Here is a 17,495-nt window from a genome sequence, read left to right as displayed (position 1 = left end):
TGGGGGGGGTCGCGCCCGCCCCTCACACGTGGGGCGCCGGATCACGGATAGCGAGGGAACAGGTCCGTCGTCGGCCAGGTGGTCACCTTGCCGATCTGGGCGTTCATCCGCGGACTGAGAACGTCGAAGTCCGGCGACCCGCTCTCCTCGTTCCGGTTGAACAGGGCGGCGTAGGTGAAGCCGTCCTGGAGCCGGGCGGTGTAGGTGTAGGTCCCCGGCAACCCGCCGCTGTGCCAGGTGTTGAGGTGCCCCGTCACCTGGCGGACCCACAGGCCGGCGCCGTACCACGAGCCGCTCTCCGTGACGCCGATCTCGGGCTTGGCCACCATCCTGCCGATGGAGGTCGCGTTCAGCACGGTGCCGGGGGCGTCGAGGATGCGCGCGAAGCGCACCAGGTCAACGGCCGAGGCCAGCCAGCCGCCGCCCGGCCCGCGGTTCTCCATGCTGAACCCACCGTACGGCGCGGGCACCATCGTGCCGGACGCGTCCGTGACGGTCCGGCTCGTCTGCGCCGATTCGTAGACGATCTCGCCGGGCGCGGCCTGCTCCTTGAGGGTACGGCCGAGCCGCATGCGGCTGATGGCGACGGGCGCCAGGATCTTCTGCTTGACGTACGACTCGTAGGCCATGCCCGACGCCTTCTCGACGATCATGCCGAGCAGCATGTAGCCGTAGTTGCTGTAGGCGTACCGGCTGCCCGGGGCGAAGTCGAGCGGGCGGCCGCAGGCGTACTGGATGATGTGGTCGCGCGTGATCGGCAGGGAGACGCCGAGCGACCTGGAGATGGTGTGGTCCATGTACAGGTAGTCGCCCGAGATGTCGCGGTCCCACCCGCCCGTGTGCTGCAGGAGCCGCCACACTGTCACGTTCGCCAGCCGGGGGTCGGCCGTGGTCGGCAGGCCGAGCAACGTGGCGACGGACGCACCCAGGCTCAGCTTGCCGTCCTGCGCCAGTCTCATGATCGCCACGGCGGTGATGTGCTTGCTGAGGCTGGCGATCCGGAACAGCGAGATGGGCGTGAACGTCGGCACGGCCGGGTCGTCGCTGTAGCGGTAGGCCCTGGCCAGCACGAGTTTGCCGTTCTTGGTGATGGCGAGCTGCGCGCAGGAGATCCCGCGCTCCACGATGTAGGTCTTCATCACGTTGTCGAAGCCGACGAGCGCGGCCGGCGCCACTCCCGCGGTCTGGACCGTCGCGGCGAACGCCGGTCGGGACGTGCCCAGGGTGAGCGCGGGTAATGTGGCGGCGCCCACCGCCAGGAACCGCCGCCTGCTCAGGCCGTTCGATTCGGACAGATGCGGCTCGTTTATTGTCATGACCAGATATCTAGTGGATCAATGGCCTCTCCGGACCGGTTTCGCCGGGATTGCCGCCTTTCCTGCTCGCGGTGTCCCGTCACCGGCAGGACGGGGACCGTTGATCACGGGCCCGATCTCGTCGACGACAAGGCCCCGGTACGTCTCACCATCGAGGACCCTTGCGCGCACACGGTGGAGCGGTCGCCCCACTCGCTCACTTCGCCCCCACCGCTCGCGACGTACACGATCACATGGTTGACGAGGGAAAGGGCCGGCAGCCGGCAGACTTCAGCGCGTGGCGCTGAAGTCTGCCCGGCCTGTGCCGTCGTCCCGCTCCGGGATCCGCCCGCTCCGGGCCGGGTACGCCGGCCGTTCCACCAGCGAGCACGGGCGGCTGCGACGTGCAGCGTCGTGGGCCGCTGACCGGTTGCTCCTACTTCGACAGGTACAGGGTTTTCCAGGTGCCGGCGTAGAGGCAGTTGAGGGTCGGCTTCGTGGTCTTGGCCGCGGCGCAGACCTTGATGTCGACCTGGTAGACGTCGCGGTGCTTGAAGGAGAAGTGCTTGGGGGTGCGGTAGGAGCAGTCGCGGATGGAGTGGTGCTTGAACGGCAGGTTGTTTCCGGAGCGGTAGGTGATGCGGAAGACCGCCCAGCCGCAGGTGGCGGGGGCGCGGGTGTAGTCGCGGACCGTGCCCGAGATGTGGACGACGTCGGCGGTGGGCAGGTCGGCGTGGTCTTCGCCGGTGGCCTTCAGGGTGCCCGCGGCCTTGGCGGCATGGGCGGGGGCGTAGTACGGGCCCCATGCGGTGGCGGCCGAATCGGCAGCGGTCGCCGCCTGGGCGGCGGGGGCCAGAACGGCGAGGGCGGCGGTGGTGGCGAGGGCGAGGGCGAGGGTCCGGGTGACGGTCATCGGGAGGCGTCCTTTCCTAACGCGATGACCAGACTGTGCGACGGAACGATTTCAAGCGGGTTGCCCGAAGTGGCCTCCCGCTTGCAATCTTCTTGATGAACGCATCGTCAAGACGTACAGCACGTACGCCACGGTCGACCCGGCCGGCACCGGCACCATCGCCGGCACCGACTGCGGCGTCCACCACCCGACGGCCCGGTTCCGCGGCGGCCGTGACCTCAAGGGCGGCAGCGGCCGGGACAGGGGTTGAGCGGTCATCGGTGAATCCGGCGACACACCACCGGCCGGCCCGCCAGATCGACGCTCTCGTCGATGGCCGCCCACCTCCTCGGCCTTCCCGGGCTATGGAGGGGGCCTGGGGGTCAGGTACGCGCGCAGGACGACCACGGACAGCGTGACGATCCCGGCGACGATCGCGCATATCGCCAGGGACAGGAACGGCGACACGACGGCGAGGACGGTGAAGACCGGGAGGGGGTAGACGGCCAGCCCGTAGAGCACGGGCCGGGCACGCTCGAGGAACCTGACACGTTCCGAGAACGCCACCTCGCTGATGACCAAGGCACTCCAAACCACTCCGGCGATCACCGCCATGGCAGCACCGCGCGTGTCGGCCATTTTCAGCGTGATCACCAGGACGAGTGGCACGCCCAGCACTCCTGTCCACAGCTGCCGCTTGCGGAGCCGGGACTTTCTCGGGGTGGCACCGTCCGTAGAGTCTGCAGATCCCATGGGACTCCTCTGAATGCCCGTTGAAGGGTGTCGCCATATAGGCGTGACATCCCGTTCCACCGCGCATCGCTTCGAGGACCCGTCGCAGCATGTGCCCGCGTCGCGCCTGTCGCGGCGACCGTCGATCCACGCGGCGGAATCGGCTGAATCCCGCGTCGGTCGCCAACCGTCGTACCGGCTCCTCGATCCCGTCGATGGTCTGTGCGGCCATTGAGTCACCCGGTCCGGTGCCCGGAGCGTCGTCCACCTGGTGGACGGCCCAGCGGGCGCCTGGCCATGCCGCATGCCGGCGGCTCATGGCCCGGCGGACTGCCGGCGCGTCTCGGCGTTCGTTCACGCCGGCCATCAGCACCATGCCGCCGGGAGGGAGGGTGGGCAAAGGAGGTGAAGAATGGCAGGACCTGACTGTGGTGGGACAGTCCGGCCACGAAGTCGCGGACCTTGTCGGCGGACCGCGTCGCCACGGCGTCGGGCGTCGGCGGAAGGCACATGTCCTCTCAAGAGATCGAGGTACTGCATGGCCACCGAGGTTTGGGCCGTCGGCGACGCCTACGAGGCGTATGTGGGCCGATGGAGCCGCCGAGTCGGGAAGGCCTTCCTGCACTGGCTGGGCGTGCCCGGTGGCAGGAGCTGGCTGGATGTGGGATGTGGCACAGGGGCATTGACCGCAACGATCCTGGCGGTGGCGGATCCCGCGGATGTCCTGGGCATCGATACCTCCGAAGGGTTTCTGGCGAGCGCTCGCGCCCGCATCACCGATCCGCGCACAACCTTTCGCAAGGGCGACGCGCAGTCGCTGCCTCTGACCGATCGCCGCTTCGATGCCGTGGTCAGCGGGCTGACGCTCAACTTCGTCCCCGAGCCGGGCCGTGCCGCGGCCGAGCTGGCCCGGGTCGCCGCTCCGGGCGGAACCGTCGCCGCCTATGTCTGGGACTACGCCGCCGGGATGGAGATGATGCGGTACTTCTGGGACGCCGCCACCGAGATCGACCCGGCCGCGGCCGAGTTGGACGAGGGGCACCGTTTTCCGCTGTGCCGACCGGAAGCTCTCCGAGCGCTGTGGGCGGACGCCGGTCTGGGCGACGTGACCGTACAGCCCATCGAGGTCCTCACCACGTTCGCCGATTTCGACGACTACTGGCGGCCGTTCCTCGGCGGCCAGGGACCGGCTCCGGGGTACGTCATGGCCCTGGCCGAGGAACGCCGGAGCGCCCTGCGGGAACTGCTCCGTTCCCGGCTGGCCGCCGGCCCTGACGGCTCCATCACGCTGACGGCCCGAGCCTGGGCGGTACGCGGCGTGGCAACGGCCATGAGACGTGGGTGAAGGTGCAGCCGCCCGCGCCTCCGGTTCAGAGACCGTGATCGCTCTACCCGCGGGGCATCCGCCGTACGCCGGCCGCTTCGGCGGACCGCTGAGGGTGTGCCGGGCGGGAGCGCCCGAGGGGCGAAGTGGTGGGCGCCTTTACGTGGGCCCCTCGGCCGGCTGCTCAACAGCGCCGGCCGTGGCTCCTTGGCTCCACCCGCGAACGGCAAGCGGCCGGAAAATGGTCGTTCGACCTGTGACAGGCGGCGATCGCGGTGGCATGCTGGCCCGGTGAAGCAGGTAGTGAGGTTCGCCTCCACGCCAGGTGGTCGCATCGCCTACTCGGTTGTCGGCAGCGGCCCGCCGATCGTGTACCTCCTCGGTTGGGTGTCGCATCTGGGCCTGGCGTGGGAGATACCCTCCCACCGCCGGTTCGTCGAAGCGCTGGCACAGGACTACACCGTCATCCGGTACGACAAACTGGGCTGTGGCCTGTCCGACCGCCCGCGGGAGGCCTTCACGCTGGAGTCCGAACTCGAGACACTCGACGCGCTGACCGGTCATCTGGGCCTCAAGCGATACACCGTCTTCGGGTCCTGTGAGGGCGGGCAGGTGGCGGCCGCTCATGCCGTCCGCAACCCCGAAGCCGTCGCGTCGCTGCTCGTCTACGGCAGCTGTGCCCGGGGCGGCGATCTCGCGCCGGACCCCGTCAAGCGTTCGATCCTGTCGCTGATCGGGGCGCACTGGGGCATGGGCTCGCGGGTCCTGGCCGACATCTGGTTTCCCGGCGCCCCGGCCGAGGTGACCGACATGTTCGCCCGAGTGCAGCGGGCCGCCGCAACGGCCGAGATGGCCGCGGCCCTGCTCGACATGTTCTACCGCATCGAGGTCGCCGACATCCTGCCGGCGATCCGGGTTCCCACGCTGGTGCTCCACCGGCGTGGCAGCCGGGCCGTGCCCTTCGAGCTGGGCCGCGAGCTGGCCTCGCTGATCCCGGGGGCGCAGCTTGTCGCGCTGGAGGGCCGGATGCAGCCGATCTACTTCGAGGGCGAGGACATCGCAGCGGCCACGATTCTCTCGTTCCTGCGCGACCGGGCCGGCGGCGCGGGCCGGCTGCCCACCGACTCCCGGCTCACCGATCGTGAGCTCCAGGTCGTGGCCCATATCGCCGAAGGGCTGACCAACGCCGAGATCGCCCGGCTCCTGGGCGTGTCGGTACGGACGGTCGACGCGCACGTGGAGCACGTGCGGACCAAGCTCGGCGTGCGATCGCGCGCTCAGATGGCGGTATGGGTGAGCGAGCAGCGGCAGAGCCGCGGGCTGTTGCGTAGGTAGTTTCCGCCCCGGACCCGATGGGCGGGGCCGATCCCGGCGCGAAGCCGGCCATTGTCTAGGTAGAACGTCTGATTCGCCCAGATGCCGCGGCACCTAGTTTCGTGGGGTGCCGAACAAGGAAATCGTCATCGACCCCGCCTTCGAGGGTCCACCCGCCTCCGCCCACGGCGGCTACACCTGCGGGCTGCTGTCGCCGTACCTGCCGGCGGACGCCGAGATAACGCTCAGGAAACCGGTGCGGCTCGGTGTCGCGCTGGGGCTGGAAGCGCGCGACGGCGGCCTCGCACTGTACGACGGGCGGACCCTCGTCGCCGAGGCCGTGACGACCCGGCTGGCGAGCCGCGCGCCGAAGCCGCCGACGGTCGCCGAGGCATCGGCGGCCGGCTCGGCCTTCCCGGGCTTCACCTCGAGCGGCTTCCCGCGCTGTGTGGTCTGCGGCACCGAACGCACGGACGCCGATGCCTTCCGCATCTTCCCCGGTCTGCTCGCCGCCCGCGATCTCCTGGCGGCGGCCTGGCACCCGACCGGCGGCGCGCTGGCGGGTGAGTCGATCAGGCCCGCGCACGCCTGGGCCGCGCTCGACTGCCCGGCGGGCTGGGCCGCGATGTGGTTCGGCCACGTCGACGGCCCGATCGTCCTCGGCCGGATGGCGGCGTGGCTGGAGGAGCCGGTCGCCGCGCACGACGCACACGTCGTGGTCGGATGGCTGGAGGGCGTGTCCGGTCGCAAGCTGTACGCCGGCTCGGCCCTCTACTCGCCGTCCGGTGCCTTGCAAGGCTTCTCCCGCCAGACCTGGATCGCGATCGCGCGCACCGGGGTGCCGGGATGACGGCCGAACGGCGCGGCGTCGCGCTGACACCGATGGAGATCCGGCGCGACGTCATTGTGCGCATGGCCACGCTCGCGGACGAACTGGGCTACGAGATCTTCTCGGTGGCCGAGGGGTGGGGCCTCGACTCGACCGTACTGTTGGCCGAGATCGCGACCGTGACCCGGCGGATCAAGCTCATGGCCGGCGTCCTGTCGGTGTGGGGCCGCACCCCCGGGACGATCGCGATGACCGCCGCGACCCTGCACCAGATCTGCGACGGTCGGTTCGTGCTCGGCCTGGGTGCCAGCACCCGGCAGCTTGTGCAGGGCTGGCACGCCGCCCGGTTCGCCCGGCCGGCGGGGCGGCTGCGGCAGGTCACGGAGAACGTGCGTGCTCTGCTGGCCGGTGAGCGGGCCCGGCCGGCGGTCGTACCGGAGGCCCGACCCCTGCGGCTCGGCCAGCCGCCGGTCGCGAACCTGCCGATCTGGCTGGCCGCCACCGGTGAGCGGACCATCCGGGTGGCCGCCGAGCTGGCCGACGGCTGGTTCCCGCTCTACCTGCGCCGCGATCGGTGCCGTGAACTGGCCGCCGAGATCAGGCGGCTCCGGGCCGCCGCGGGCCGGCAGGACGAGCCGATCACCGTGGCCGCCGGGCCGTTCACCATCGTGGACCCGGACATCGGCGCGGCCCGAGCCGCCGCGGCCGCATGCACGGCGTTCTACCTGGCGGCCATGGGCGAGGTGTACCCGCGCCTCGTCTCGGCGCAGGGCCTCGGCGAGCAGGTCGAACTCGTCCGGGCCGTCAACCCGGCCGCCGGCCGGGAACCGGGGATCGTGCCCGACGCGGCACAGGTCCTGCTGGACGAGTTCACCGCGTACGGAGATGCGGCCGGCGTGCGGGAACAGCTCCGGCGATGGGACAGCGTCGCGGACATCACCATGGTCGCCGTACCGCCGGGCATGGCCTGGCCGAAGATCGAGGCCACGCTGCGGGCCGCCGCGCCCGGACCGGCCGGTCGTGTACCGGAGGTCGATCCCGTCGAGGCCGACCGAGCCGTCGCGCTGTTGCCGGACGGGGGAGTCGCAGGATGACGCACGCCGTCACGACTCTTCGTAACGGATTGATGGTGAGCATTGTCAGCCGGCTGAAGGAGCACCCAACCCCGTCCGATGACGTGGAGCTCTCGCTCCTCAGGGCGGAGCGGGCACTCCACGTCGAAGGTGACCTGAGAGCCGGCCGGGAGCGGTTCGAGGCCGCCTACCAGGCGGCCGAGCGCCACGGCGACGACCTCGCCATGGCCCGGGCCGCCCTGGGAATGAGCGGCGTATGGGTGCACGAACACCGCACCGCCGTGGAGGCCACCCAGGTGCGGGCCCGGCAACGACACGCCCTGACCGGCATCGACCCGAACTCGTCGCTGGCCGTACGGCTGCGGGCCCGGCTGCACGGCGAGGAGGACCATCGTCTCGGCGAGCACACCTCGATCCTCCGGACGCTGGCCGAGGCCAGAGAGAGCGGCGACCCGGTGGCCACGGCCGAGGCGCTGAGCCTGGCCCACCACTGCCTGATGAGCCCCGAGCACGAGGCCCTCCGGGGGGAGCTGGCCCTCGACCTGATCGGCCAGGCGGCTCGCACCGGCCGCCGCGGTGACCTGCTCACGGGGCTGCTGTGGCGAACCGTCGATCTGTTCCTGGCCGCCGACCCACGCGCCGAACGCTCGCTGCGGGAACTGGGCGAGCACCTGGCGCACCGCGATCACCTGGCGGCCGGGTTCGTCGCCGAGGCCATCAAGGTCATGCTGACCATCCGGGCCGGCCGGCTCACCCAGGCCGAAACCCTCGCGGCCGCCTGCGCCCGGCGCGGCACGGACGCCGGTGACCACGACGCGCCCGGCCGGCACGGCATGCAGCTGACGGCGATCCGCTGGTACCAGGGCCGCGTCGCCGAACTCGTCGAACCACTCACGGAGCTGGTCCACTCCCCGGGGGTCGGCTTCGCCGACCACGCCTACTTCCCCGCCCTGGCGGTGGCCGCCGCCTGCGCGGGAGATCGCCGCCTGGCCGCCGGGATGTTGGCCCGGTCGCGCGGCCCGGCCCTGGCCGGCTCGTCACGCTCCCAGAGCTGGCTGGCGGCGATGCACGGCGTCGCCGAGGCGGCCCACCTGCTCGAGGACGCCGACACCGCGGCCCAGGCCTACCGCCTGCTCACCCCGTACGCCCGGCTGCCGGCCATGGCCGGTTTGGGCATCGCCTGTTTCGGCTCGACCCACCACGCCCTGGGCATGGCCGCGCTCACCACCGGCGACCTGGGCGCCGCCGTCGAGCATCTCGGCCAGGCCGTGCAGGCCAACCTCGGCCTGGGCCATTGGCCGGCGGCGGCGCTGTCGCGGTGGCGGCTGGGACAAACCCTGAGCATGCGCCACGGAACCGGCTGTCCGCCGGCGCGACAGCAGCTGGCCCTGGCCGAGCAGGAGGCCACCGAGCTGGGCATGGCCCTCCCCGCCGGAATCGCTTCCCGCGCCAGGACTCCGCGCGCGACCTGCCGGCGTCAGGGCCGCCAGTGGCACATCGAGCTGAACGGCCGGACCGTACGGGCCGACGACAGCGTCGGCATCCGGTACCTGGCGATCCTGATCGCCAACCCCGGGCGGGAGATCCGCGCGACCGACCTGGCGGCCGGCCAGGCATCCCGGCACGCCTCCCGCGCCACACGGGCGGAAACCCCGGCCCGGGGCGATGACACCGGCATGGCCGTCTCGGTCCAGCCGGTGCTGGACCAGCTCGCCGAACGCACCTACAAGGAGCGGCTGCTCGAACTGCAGGCCGAGATCGCCGAGCTGGAGTCGCTGAACGACACCGAGCGCACCGTGGCGTTGTGCGCCGAACGTGACTGGCTGGCCGCCGAACTGGCCGCCGCCACCGGCCTCGGCGGGCGCGTCCGCCCGTTCACCAACGATGCGGAACGCGCCAGAATCGCGGTGGGCAAGGCCATCCGGCGTGCGCTGACCCGCATCACCGAGGCCGACAACGCGATCGGCGAGGAACTCCGCGCCACGATCGCGACCGGCGGGCGCTGCTGCTACCACCCCCGCTGACACCGGTGGGCTCCAGGCCCGGTCATCGACCCGAGCAGGAATGACGCGTCCCGTCCGGACCACCGTCGCCGTCGTGCTTGCCCTGATCGCGGCCGGCGCCGCACTGCTGCGGGTCCATCACTGCTGCGGGTCCATCACTACGGCGGGTCCATCACTACGGCGGATTCGAACCTTGACGGACGCAAGGAGATCGTTAACACTCGCGAAATGTGACCCATCACGTATCGCCAGGTTGCTCGGCGCGGAAATGTTAGCGCTATCATCCGGCGGTCCCGAGCAAGACAGGACAGTGAGATGCCGAACATGATGCCCAGGCGCGAGGCGCTGCGGTTGGCGGCGCTGGCGGTCGCGACCCCGTCCGCACTCACCTTGCTCCCGCCCGGCGCCGCCCAGGCGGCTCGTACGACGACGGCCCCGCCACCGCAACACGACCCGCCGCAGCCGGGCGCCTGGATCGTGAAGCCGTTCCCGAACAGCCAGGTCACCCTGGGGGAGAGCCTGTTCAGCGTCAACCGCGACCGGATGCTGAACTTCCTGAGGTCCTATCCCGCCGACCGGATGCTGGCCAACTTCCGGGCCAACGCCGAGCTGGACACGCTGGGCGCCCAGCCGCCCGGCGGGTGGGAGGACGCCACGGGCAACCTGCGCGGCCACTACAGCGGGCACTTCGTCAGCGCGCTGGCCCTGGCGTACGCGGGCTCCGGCGACCCGTTCTTCAAGGACAAGGTCGACTACATGGTCAAGGCGCTCGGCGAGTGCCAGGACGCGCTGGCCGCCAAGGTGGGGCAACCCGCGCCTCCGCCGGCCCCGGTCGCCAGGGTGGCGGGGAAGTTCGGCAGGGCGGCGAAGCTCGACGGCCCCCAGTACGTGTCGCTGCCCGCCGGAATCGTCAGCGGCCTCGACGACTTCACCATCGCCGTCTGGCTGAACCCGGCCGCGGTCACCAGCTGGTCCCGGATCTTCGATTTCGGCACCGGCACGAGCCGTAACATGTTCCTGGCCGTGAGCGCCGGCTCCGCGCCGAGATTCGCCATCACCACCAGCGGCGGCAGCGGCGAGCAGCGCATCAACGGCACCAGCCAGTTACCCGCCGGCCAGTGGACGCACGTGGCGGTCACCCTGTCGGCGGGGACCGGCACCCTCTACGTGAACGGCGCCCCGGTCGGCACGAACACCGCCATGACCCTCAAACCGTCCAGCCTCGGCCCGACCGGCAACAACTGGATCGGGAAATCGCAGTACGGCGACGCGTACCTGAAAGCCTCGGTGGACGAGTTCCAGATCTACGACCGCGCGCTGACCGGGGCGGAGATCGCGGCGCTGACGACCGGTGCGGACGGCGGGCTGGGCGGCGGCAACGTCGCGTGGTACCGCTTCGACGAGGAGAGCGGCGAGAGCGCGGGCGACTCCTCCGGCAACGGGAGGGACGCCCGGCTGGTGTCCGAGCCCAGCGGGCACCCCGGCCCCAGCCATCCCGGTTTCCTGGCCGCCTACCCCGAGACGCAGTTCATCCTGCTGGAGCAGTACGCCACCTACCCGACGATCTGGGCGCCCTACTACACCTGCCACATGATCATGCGTGGGCTGCTCGACGCCTACCAGTACGCGGGCAACGAGCAGGCGCTCGAGATCGTGATGAAGATGGGGGACTGGGTCCACAGCCGGCTGGGCCATCTTCCCCGGGAGCAGCTCGACCGCATGTGGAGCATCTACATCGCGGGCGAGTACAACGGCATGAACAGCGTGATGGCCGACCTCTACGCCATCAGCGGCAAGGAGGAATATCTGGCGACGGCCAGGTGCTTCGACAACACCGCGCTCCTCGCGGCCACCGTCGCCAACGAGGACACGCTGAACAGGAAACACGCCAACCAGCACATCCCCCAGTTCATCGGCTACCTGTCCGTTTTCGAGCGCAACCAGGAACGCCGCTACTTCGACGCCGCCGTGAACTTCTGGGACATGGTCGTACCCCATCGCACCTTCACCGACGGCGGCACGGCCGGGCCGACCGACAACGGCGAGCTGTTCGGCGCGCGCGGCGTCATCGTCGGCACCCTCGGCACGAACAACGCCGAAACCTGCTGCGTCTACAACATGCTGAAACTGAGCCGGAACCTGTTCTTCCACACGGCGAACCCGAAGTACATGCAGTATTACGAGCGCGGCCTCTACGGCCAGATCCTCGCCTCGCGCCGCAACGTCGACAGCGCCACGGACCCGCTGGTGACCTATTTCATCCCCATGCGGCCGGGCGCCTCCCGCAGCTACGGCAATCTCGGCACCTGCTGCGGCGGCACCGGGCTGGAGAGCCACACCAAGTTCCAGGACTCGATCTATTTCCGGTCGGCGGACGACTCGACGCTCTACGTCAATCTCTACCTGGCCTCGGAACTGCGCTGGGCGGAAAAGGGCTTCACCCTCAAACAGAGCACGAACTATCCGACCGACCCCGCGGGCGTCACCACGCTCACCGTGGAGGGCACGGGCCGGCTGGCCGTGAAACTCCGCGTTCCGTACTGGGTGGAGAAGGGGTTCAAGGTGCTGGTCAACGGGGCCGAGCAGAAGGTGGATGCCAAGCCGGGCGAATACGTGACGCTCGACCGGCACTGGCGGCGTGGCGACCGGATCAGGATCTCGATGCCGTTCTCGCTGCGGGTGGAGAAGGCGCTGGACATCCCGACCACCCAGAGCATCGCGTACGGCCCCGTGCCGATGGTCGCCAAGAGCAACGAGACCACCTTCCGCGAGTTCTCCTTCTACAAGGACTTCACGCTGTCCGGTGACCTCGCGCAGACCATGACGCCCACCGCGTCGATGACATTCACCACGCACGACCTGCCACTGGTGCCGTTCTACATCGGCGACACCGACCGTTACCACGCCTACTTCCACCGCGTCGAACCGAAGATCGTGTTCGGGAAGCAGGACTCCGGGGTGCCGAACTACGCGCGGGAGGATTCGGTGACATTCCTGGACGCGGTCTGGGCCAGGGCGCCCTTCGCCAACCAGGGCCGCTTCGTGTCCACGGTGGCCCGCACCGCGGACGACTGGATCCGGGCCGGGCTGATGACCTCCGCCGAGAAGGACGCGGTGGTGACCGCGGCCGTCAAGGCCCGGCTCCGTCGGTAGTGAATCCTGTGGATTCCGCTCGGCATGCGTGACGGGGCGCCGGCCGTACCGGGCCGGCGCCCCACCGTCAGACGGTCGGCTTCGCGAATCCGGCGCCTCTTCCACCACATCGCGGGCCGGTTCGGGACGATCGAGGCGCAGCCGACACCTTGCCAGCCTTGCCCGGATGAGGATAGAAATGCGGCCAGTAGGAAAGTTCCCGACCTACTGATCTTGGGTGGTGACGATGGCGGGACCGCAGGCGTTGTTGTGGTCCATCAACACGCGGGCTGTGCTGGAGGCCGTCGACGCCCAAGGGCCGACCGGCCGGCCGGAGCTCGTCCGGGCCACGGGGCTGTCCAAGACCACCGTCGCCCAGGCGCTGCAGGAGTTGCTGGCACGCGGGGTCGTGCGGGAGGCGGGGCTCGACACCGAGCGGCGCGGTCCGGCGGCGACCCTCTACGAGACCGCTCCCGGCAGCGGGCACGCCATCGGGATCGACGTCGCGGCCGAGCGGGTCAGCGCCGTGCTGGTCGACCTGGCGGGCGCGGAGGTCTCCCGGGCGGAGCGGGAGCTGAGGGGCGAGGGGGAAGAGCGGGCGGTCCCGGCAGGCGGTCCCGCGGCCGGGGGGCTCGCCGGGATCGTCGCCGAGCTGGCCGCGGAGGTGGCCGGCGGCCGGACGGTCGGGGAGGCGGTCGTCGGGGTGCCGGCGATCGTGGCGCGCGACGGCAAGAGCGTCCGGGCCTCGCGCGGGTTGCCCGGGGCCGCGACGCTGGGTGCGGAGCTCCAGGCACGCCTGCCGTACCCGATCCTGCTGGAGAACGACGTCAACCTGGCGGCGGTGGCCGAGCAGCGCAGGGGCGCGGGACGCGGGATCGAGGACTTCGTACTGCTCAGGGTCGGGGCGGGGCTCGGCGCCGGGGTGGTGATCGGCGGCCGCCTGCACCGGGGGTTCGCCGGAGGCGCGGGCGAGGTGGGCTTCCTGCCGCACCCGGCGACGGCGCTGGGCAGCGAGGTCCTGAACGCGCGGGGGATCGCCCGGGAGCAGGGGTTCGAGGGAAGCCCGGCGGAGCTTCTCGCGATGGCCTCAGCGGGTGCGGCGGTGGCGATCGACGCGGCCGACGCGATCGCGCGGCGGCTGGCGCACGTGATCGGCGCCATCGCCCTGGTCATCGAGCCCGAGCTGTTCGTCGTCGGGGGAGAGGGCACCGAGGTGCTGCTGGAGCCGGTCCGCCGCCACCTGGTCGCGGACGCTCCCGAGCTGGCCGTCAACGTCACCGGGTCGGGCGTGCCCGGCGGCGCCGTCGTCCAGGGGGCCGCGCTGGTGGCCCACGAGCACGTCCGCGAGCGCGTGTTCACCGAAGCGACCACCTGAAGCACATTTTCCCGAAACGACCACCTGAAACGACCGACTGAAGCGCGTCACCCGAAGCGACCGACTGAAAGGGCAGCCCCCCGTGACCCGACAGCTGATCATCAACGCCGACGACTACGGCATGTGCCGCGCGGCCAACACCGGCATCACCTCCCTGCTCCAGGCGGGCGCGATCAGCTCGGCCACGGTGATGACGCCGTGCCCGTGGGCCCCCGACGCGATCGCCACCGCCGCCCGCCACGGCTGGGACGTGGGCGTGCATCTCACGCTGACCAGCGAGTGGGAGGGTTACCGCTGGAGCCCGCTGACCGGCGGAGCGAGCCTGCGCGACGCGGCGGGCTATTTCCCGCGCGAGTCCAAGACGGTCGAGGAGCAGGCCGACCCGGCGGAGATCCGCGCCGAGCTGGTCGCCCAGATCGACCGCGCCGTCGCCCTCGGCCTGGACCCGTCGCACGCCGACAACCACATGGGCAGCCTGTACGGCCTGGCCACAGGCCGTGACTTCCTCACCGAGGCGCTGGAGGTCTGCGCGGAGTACGGCCTGCCGTTCCGCCTGCCCCGGACGCTGGACGGCATGGGCCTGCCGCCCGAGCTGGACCCCTTCGCGGAGGCGGCCGCGGCGCGGGCGGACGCGGCGGGCGTGGTGATCCTCGACCGCCTGTGGACGCTCCCCTTCCACCAGCGGGAGGGCGAGACCTACGAGAGCTTCAAGGCCGAGATGATCGAGCTGATCCGCTCGCTGCGGCCGGGCGTCACCGAGATCTACATCCATCCCTTCGAGGACACGGACGAGCTGCGGCACATCATGCCCCACTACGAGAAGCGCGCCATGGAGCTGCGCGTCTTCACCGACCCGGAGGTACGGCAGGCGCTGGCGGACGAGGACGTCAGCCTGATCGGCTGGCGCGAGCTGCGTGACCTGCAGAGGTCCCGTTGATCAGGTACGGCTCCGGCAACCTGGCCGTCAACCTGCTCGGTCAGGCGTTCGCGACCTACGCCACCTTCTACTACATCGACCACCTGGGCGTGGACCCGGCGCTGATCGGGCTGGCCATGGTCATCCACGGCGCGCTCAACGCCCTGCTGAACCCGCTCGTCGGCCACCTGTCCGACCGGACGCGCAGCAGGTGGGGCCGGCGCCTGCCGTACATCACGATCGGCATGGCGCCGCTCGCCGCCACCTTCGCCCTCATCTGGATCCCGCTGGTCGAGGGCTCGACGGCGCAGTTCTGGTACTTCCTGGTCGTGGTGCTGGTCTACGACGTGCTCCACGTGGTGGTGGTGCTCAACTACGTCGCGCTCTTCCCGGAGATGTTCGTCACCATCGTCGAGCGGGCCAGGGCGGCCTCGTGGCGGCAGCTCTTCGGCATCGTCGGCATGATCGTCGGTGTCGCCGCCGCGCCGCTGCTCTACCAGGCGGTCGGCTGGGCGGCCATGGGGATCGGCTTCGCCGTCGTGGCGCTGGCGTTCTTCGCCCTGTCGCTGACCGGCTCGCGCGAGCGGGCCCAGGCCGGCCGCGAGCACTTCGGCTTCCTCACGGCCGTGCGCTACACCCTGGCCAACCGGGCCTTCCTCGCCTACGTGGCCGGCGGCTTCCTGCTCCAGGTGACCTTCGCCCTGCTGCAGGCGGGGGTGCCGTTCTTCACGAAGTACGCCCTCGGCGAGCCCGACACCGCCAACACCCTCATCCTCGGCGCGGTCTTCATCACCGCCATCCCGCTGGTCTACGTCTGGAGCCGTGTGACCACGAGGGTCGGCCCGCGCAAGGCCGTCCTCATCGCGATCGTGGTCTACGGCCTGGCCCTGATGCCCTTCCTGGTCGTCGGCTCGTTGCCGCTGGCCGTGGCGACCGGCGCCGCCGTGGGCGCGGGCATCGCGGGCATGATGGTGCTGCTGGAGATCCTGCTCGCCGAGGTGATCGACGAGGACGAGCGGCGCACCGGGCTGCGGCGCGAAGGCATGTACATGGGGATGAACGGCTTCGTCGTGCGCTGGTCGACCTCGTTGCAGGCGGTCATGCTCAGCGTCGTGCTCTCGGCCTCCGGCTACCGGGCGGGCGCCGCCGAGCAGCCGGAGAGCGTGGTCACCGGCGTGCGGCTGCTGCTCGGCGGCGTGCCTCCGGCGGTGCTGGCGCTGGCCTTCCTGTGCTTCGTGCTCTACCCGATCGCCAAGGCGACGCCCGGAAGGCCCACGCCATGGGCGCGGTCGCCGGTCTGAGCAGGTAGAGCAGCCGGCTAGCTCAGGCAGGCCACCCAGCGGCCCTGAGCCGTCCAGCAGTCCACGACCGGAAAGCCGCCGGCGTGTGCCACCCGCTGGATGTCGCTCACCGACACGGTCGCCCAGCCGAACCAGTCCCCGGCGAGCGGGCCGCGGTGCAGCCGTACGCGGTCGACCCGGCTCTTCGTCTCGGGTGGCGCGACCTCGACCAGGACGTTCCCGCCCGGCCGGACCAGCTGCCTGACCCGGCGCAGGAGCGTCGCGGGGTTGCCGCCGATGCCGATGTTGCCGTCGGCGAGCAGCGCCGTCGCCCACTGGCCACCGCCGGGGACCTCGTCGAAGACGTCGCGGAGCAGCGCGAAGCCGCCCGCCCTGCGGGTGAGGGCGACGGCGCGCGGGGTGATGTCGATGCCGAGCGCCCGAACGCCGCGGCGGGTCAGCGCGACGGTGAGCCGGCCGGGACCCGAGCCGATGTCCAGCGTCGGGCTGGCGCACCTGCTCAGGAGCGCGTCGTCGCCGTCCACCGGCTCGAACCAGCGCGCGGTCTCCATCGGGACGCGGGTGCCGTCGACGTACTCGATCTCGGCGGTCGCGCCGGCGAGCGCGTCGGCGTAGATCTGCCCGATCATCGGCTCAGCTCCCGTAGCGTGGCGGCGAAGCGGGACGCGGGCGCCCGCTCGGCCACCGCGACGGCGTCCGCCGCGGTGTCGACATCGGTCAGCTCGGGCAGCAGGTGGACGGTCAGCCCGGCCCGATCCAGCCGGTCGAGCTGGAGCTTGCCGGTCTCCGGATGCGACATCGGCACCCCGCGCAGCAGCGAAGGGTCCGGCTCGCGCAGGCCGAGCAGCCAGAAGCCGCCGTCCGCGGCCGGGCCGAACACGGCGTCGTGCCGCTCCAAGGCCGTCACCGCCTCCCCGAGCAGCGCGGGAGTCACCTGCGGAGTGTCCATGCCGATCAGCACGACGGCTTCCGGCCGGAGCCGGTACGCGTCGGAGAACGCCGCCGCCAAACGCTCGTCCAGGCCCGTGCCGCGCTGCGGGATCACCACGAAACCCGGCGGCAGCCAGCTGCCCGGCAGCCCGTCCAGGGCGAGTATCCGCTGGGTCGCCGGTGCCGCGGAGACGGTGAGCAGGCTGTCGCGGAGAGCGGCCTCGGCGAGGGCCGCGGCCTGGTCGGGGCTGTACGGCGGGGTCAGCCGGGTCTTGACCCTCCCGGCCACCGGCTCCTTGGCGATGATCATAATTTGGACCACGTGATCGACAGTAAGACGACGCAGGGTGCTCAATCCTTACGACATGCTGACGGCGGC

General features: G+C 71.1%; 14 protein-coding genes. 9 read left to right on the top strand and 5 right to left on the bottom strand.

Features of this window, described 5'->3' with window-relative positions; all coding sequences use genetic code 11:
• Nucleotides 1-41: 41 nt before the first annotated feature.
• From ACTWPW_RS48635 to ACTWPW_RS48625, 3 genes are all read right to left on the bottom strand, one after another.
• On the bottom strand, nt 42-1,316 hold the full coding sequence (locus ACTWPW_RS48635; protein WP_443172791.1) for a serine hydrolase domain-containing protein: 1,275 nt from the start codon (nt 1,314-1,316) through the stop codon (nt 42-44).
• Nucleotides 1,317-1,731: 415 nt separating this feature from the next.
• On the bottom strand, nt 1,732-2,208 hold the full coding sequence (locus ACTWPW_RS48630; protein WP_375113596.1) for a hypothetical protein: 477 nt from the start codon (nt 2,206-2,208) through the stop codon (nt 1,732-1,734).
• A 342-nt stretch (nt 2,209-2,550) separates the two neighbouring features.
• The gene (locus ACTWPW_RS48625) at nt 2,551-2,940 is read right to left on the bottom strand and encodes a hypothetical protein (RefSeq protein ID WP_375113595.1); all 390 of its coding nucleotides are present in this window, start codon (nt 2,938-2,940) and stop codon (nt 2,551-2,553) included.
• 517 nt (nt 2,941-3,457) lie between these two features.
• Here ACTWPW_RS48625 and ACTWPW_RS48620 point away from each other — a divergent pair.
• From ACTWPW_RS48620 to ACTWPW_RS48580, 9 genes are all read left to right on the top strand, one after another.
• Nucleotides 3,458-4,264, top strand: a complete 807-nt coding sequence (locus tag ACTWPW_RS48620; RefSeq protein WP_375113594.1) for a class I SAM-dependent methyltransferase — start codon at nt 3,458-3,460, stop codon at nt 4,262-4,264.
• 270 nt (nt 4,265-4,534) lie between these two features.
• Nucleotides 4,535-5,578 carry an alpha/beta fold hydrolase gene (locus ACTWPW_RS48615; RefSeq protein ID WP_443172790.1) on the top strand — a complete coding sequence of 348 codons (1,044 nt, stop codon included), beginning with the start codon at nt 4,535-4,537 and terminating at the stop codon, nt 5,576-5,578.
• Nucleotides 5,579-5,684: 106 nt separating this feature from the next.
• Nucleotides 5,685-6,407 carry a hypothetical protein gene (locus ACTWPW_RS48610; RefSeq protein WP_443172789.1) on the top strand — a complete coding sequence of 241 codons (723 nt, stop codon included), beginning with the start codon at nt 5,685-5,687 and terminating at the stop codon, nt 6,405-6,407.
• Complete coding sequence (locus ACTWPW_RS48605) at nt 6,404-7,480, top strand: LLM class flavin-dependent oxidoreductase (RefSeq protein WP_443172788.1); 1,077 nt, start codon at nt 6,404-6,406, stop codon at nt 7,478-7,480. The genes ACTWPW_RS48610 and ACTWPW_RS48605 overlap by 4 nt, the downstream gene beginning before the upstream one ends.
• A 32-nt stretch (nt 7,481-7,512) precedes the next feature.
• Nucleotides 7,513-9,483, top strand: coding sequence for a hypothetical protein (locus ACTWPW_RS48600; RefSeq protein WP_443172787.1), 1,971 nt, complete (start codon nt 7,513-7,515; stop codon nt 9,481-9,483).
• 294 nt (nt 9,484-9,777) lie between these two features.
• Nucleotides 9,778-12,615, top strand: coding sequence for a beta-L-arabinofuranosidase domain-containing protein (locus tag ACTWPW_RS48595; RefSeq protein ID WP_443172786.1), 2,838 nt, complete (start codon nt 9,778-9,780; stop codon nt 12,613-12,615).
• Nucleotides 12,616-12,841: 226 nt separating this feature from the next.
• Nucleotides 12,842-13,969 carry an ROK family protein gene (locus ACTWPW_RS48590; RefSeq protein ID WP_443172785.1) on the top strand — a complete coding sequence of 376 codons (1,128 nt, stop codon included), beginning with the start codon at nt 12,842-12,844 and terminating at the stop codon, nt 13,967-13,969.
• Between the two features lie 82 nt (nt 13,970-14,051).
• Nucleotides 14,052-14,906 (top strand): polysaccharide deacetylase family protein, encoded by an 855-nt coding sequence (locus ACTWPW_RS48585; protein ID WP_443172784.1) that lies wholly within the window; start codon nt 14,052-14,054, stop codon nt 14,904-14,906.
• A complete protein-coding gene (locus ACTWPW_RS48580; RefSeq protein ID WP_443172783.1) occupies nt 14,903-16,186 on the top strand; it encodes an MFS transporter in 1,284 nt (427 codons plus the stop codon). The genes ACTWPW_RS48585 and ACTWPW_RS48580 overlap by 4 nt, the downstream gene beginning before the upstream one ends.
• A 17-nt stretch (nt 16,187-16,203) precedes the next feature.
• Here ACTWPW_RS48580 and ACTWPW_RS48575 read toward each other — a convergent pair whose 3' ends face one another.
• Both ACTWPW_RS48575 and ACTWPW_RS48570 read right to left on the bottom strand, forming a co-directional pair.
• Entirely contained in the window at nt 16,204-16,815 is a 612-nt protein-coding gene (locus tag ACTWPW_RS48575) for a class I SAM-dependent methyltransferase (protein ID WP_364117231.1), read from the bottom strand.
• Nucleotides 16,812-17,438, bottom strand: coding sequence for a TIGR04282 family arsenosugar biosynthesis glycosyltransferase (locus tag ACTWPW_RS48570; RefSeq protein WP_443172782.1), 627 nt, complete (start codon nt 17,436-17,438; stop codon nt 16,812-16,814). The genes ACTWPW_RS48575 and ACTWPW_RS48570 overlap by 4 nt, the downstream gene beginning before the upstream one ends.
• Between the last annotated feature and the right edge of the window lie 57 nt (nt 17,439-17,495).

This window comes from Nonomuraea sp. KM90 (assembly GCF_052246675.1).
Taxonomy (GTDB): domain Bacteria; phylum Actinomycetota; class Actinomycetes; order Streptosporangiales; family Streptosporangiaceae; genus Nonomuraea.
The sequence above is the reverse complement of the archived record's forward strand: the minus strand, read 5'-3'. Positions and strand labels throughout refer to the sequence as shown.

Bases quoted from the DNA above. Each gene is read 5' to 3' on its own strand.
- ACTWPW_RS48635 (WP_443172791.1), bottom strand. From the start codon at position 1,316: ATGACAATAAACGAGCCGCATCTGTCCGAATCGAACGGCCTGAGCAGG.
- ACTWPW_RS48630 (WP_375113596.1), bottom strand. From the start codon at position 2,208: ATGACCGTCACCCGGACCCTCGCCCTCGCCCTCGCCACCACCGCCGCC.
- ACTWPW_RS48625 (WP_375113595.1), bottom strand. From the start codon at position 2,940: ATGGGATCTGCAGACTCTACGGACGGTGCCACCCCGAGAAAGTCCCGG.
- ACTWPW_RS48620 (WP_375113594.1), top strand. From the start codon at position 3,458: ATGGCCACCGAGGTTTGGGCCGTCGGCGACGCCTACGAGGCGTATGTG.
- ACTWPW_RS48605 (WP_443172788.1), top strand. From the start codon at position 6,404: ATGACGGCCGAACGGCGCGGCGTCGCGCTGACACCGATGGAGATCCGG.
- ACTWPW_RS48600 (WP_443172787.1), top strand. From the start codon at position 7,513: ATGGTGAGCATTGTCAGCCGGCTGAAGGAGCACCCAACCCCGTCCGAT.
- ACTWPW_RS48595 (WP_443172786.1), top strand. From the start codon at position 9,778: ATGCCGAACATGATGCCCAGGCGCGAGGCGCTGCGGTTGGCGGCGCTG.
- ACTWPW_RS48590 (WP_443172785.1), top strand. From the start codon at position 12,842: ATGGCGGGACCGCAGGCGTTGTTGTGGTCCATCAACACGCGGGCTGTG.
- ACTWPW_RS48575 (WP_364117231.1), bottom strand. From the start codon at position 16,815: ATGATCGGGCAGATCTACGCCGACGCGCTCGCCGGCGCGACCGCCGAG.